The sequence below is a fragment of the Kocuria sp. ZOR0020 genome, from assembly GCF_000800955.1.
In the GTDB taxonomy this organism is placed as follows: Bacteria; Actinomycetota; Actinomycetes; order Actinomycetales; family Micrococcaceae; genus Kocuria; species Kocuria subflava.
In genome coordinates this window covers 1-2,077 of the sequence record NZ_JROX01000270.1, presented here as the reverse complement: position 1 = coordinate 2,077, position 2,077 = coordinate 1, and the positions used below count along the sequence as shown (strand labels likewise).

The 2,077-nt window shown below is 64.4% G+C and carries 1 protein-coding gene; it reads right to left on the bottom strand.

What is annotated here, in order from left to right:
• Positions 1-135 precede the first annotated feature (135 nt).
• Positions 136-2,073: a transcription termination factor Rho gene (gene rho / locus L979_RS12865; protein WP_081994510.1), complete on the bottom strand. Its 1,938-nt coding sequence runs from the start codon at positions 2,071-2,073 to the stop codon at positions 136-138.
• Positions 2,074-2,077 lie beyond the last annotated feature (4 nt).

Genomic DNA, 2,077 nt, shown 5'->3' with positions numbered 1-2,077 from the left:
CCCTGGGATCCTCCCGGTGCGCCGGTGTGAAACAAGAACCGACAACGACGACGGCCCCGGGGTCCGGCGTCGTGACCGTGCACCGGGGTGCTGTGGTCAGGACGCCCGGGATCCACCGGGGCCGGGTCGTGTGGGCTAGCGGTCGTCGTCCGCCTTGACGTTGAGCGTGGTTTTCTGGACCTGCATCATGAACTCCGCGTTGGACTGGGTGTCCCGCAGACGGTTGGTGAGAAGTTCCAGTGCCTGCTGCTGGTCCAGGCTGGATAGCACTCGGCGCAGCTTCCACATGATCTTGAGTTCCTCACCGGACATGAGGGACTCTTCACGGCGGGTACCGGAGGAATTGACGTCCACGGCCGGGAAGATGCGCTTGTCAGCCAGCTGACGGGACAGACGCAGTTCCATGTTGCCGGTGCCCTTGAACTCCTCAAAGATGACCTCGTCCATCTTGGATCCGGTCTCCACCAGGGCGGTGGCCAGGATGGTCAACGAACCGCCACCTTCAATGTTGCGGGCTGCGCCGAAGAACCGCTTGGGCGGGTACAGAGCAGCGGAATCCACACCACCGGAGAGGATGCGCCCGGAAGCAGGTGCAGCCAAGTTGTAGGCGCGTCCCAGGCGGGTCATGGAGTCCAGCAGGACCACCACGTCCATCCCCAGTTCCACCAGGCGCTTGGCACGCTCGATGGCCAGCTCGGCAACGGTGGTGTGGTCATCGGCGGGGCGGTCGAAGGTGGAGGCGATGACCTCACCCTTGACGGTGCGCTGCATGTCCGTGACTTCTTCCGGACGCTCGTCCACCAGCACCATCATCAGGTGCACCTCAGGGTTGTTGGTGGTGATCGCGTTGGCAATGGACTGCAGCATGAGCGTCTTGCCTGCCTTGGGCGGGGAGACGATCAGGCCACGCTGGCCCTTGCCGATGGGAGCCACAAGATCCACCACGCGCGGACCAATCTTCTTGGGCTCGTTCTCCAGGCGCAGGCGCTCCTGCGGGTAGAGGGGAACCAGCTTGGAGAAGTCCACGCGGTCCGTGAGTTCTTCCGGCTTCTTGCCGTTGACGCTGGTCAGCTGGACCAGCGCGTTGAACTTCTGGCGCTGGTTGCGGCTGTTGTCCTCACCGTCACGGGGTGCTCGGATGGCACCGACGACGGCGTCGCCCTTGCGCAGGTTGTGCTTCTTGACCTGGGCCAAGGAGACGTAGACGTCGTTGGGACCGGGCAGGTAACCGGAGGTACGGACGAAGGCGTAGTTGTCCAGCACGTCCAAGATACCGGCCACGGGCAGCAGGACATCGTCCTCCGTGGGCTCCGTGTCATCCACCTCGGGGCCGTTGTTGCGATTGCGCCGGTTGCGGCGGTCATTGCGGTCGTTGCGGTTGCGGTTACGGCGGTTGCGGCGCGATCCGCCGTCGTCATCGGGGCCGTTATTACCCTGATTGCCGCTGTTGCCTTGGCCGCCGCCCTGGTTGTCGTTGCGGCCGCCCTGCTTGTTCTTGTTCTGCTTGTTCTTGTTGCCGGAGTCGTCGTTGTTGCTGTCCCGGCCGTTGTTACCGTCTCGGCCATTGTTGCCGTCTCGACCGCCGTTGCGGTTGTTCCGGTCGTTCTTCTGGCCGTCCTGATTGCGACCCTGACGGTTGCGACGGTTTCCGGACTCGTTCTGGTTCTCCTCCGAGCCAGAGGAGGATTCGGAGTCGGAGGAGTCGTCGTTGCCGGCCTGACCGGTGTTCTCCCCGGCGTTGTCATTTTTGTTCTGATCGCGGTTGCGGCCGCGACGCTGGGAGCGAGAAGGACGCTCGCGGTTGGAGTTGTCGCCGTTGCGCTCGGAGTCGCCTGCGGTGGCGGCACCCTGGGAGTTGTTCTCCTGCTGCTCGCCGGTCTGCGCGGAGGCACCGGAGTCTGCAGCAGGCGCGGCGTTGGAGCTGTTGCCCTCAGCATCAGGCCCATTGTTTGCAGCGTTGGTGTCAGCGCTGGAGGCACGACGCGTCCGGCCGCGTCCGGTACGAGCAGCCACCACGGGGGCGTCGTCGTCGGTACCGGTTTCAGATCCGGCTGAACCCTGGGCATCGTTGATGCCT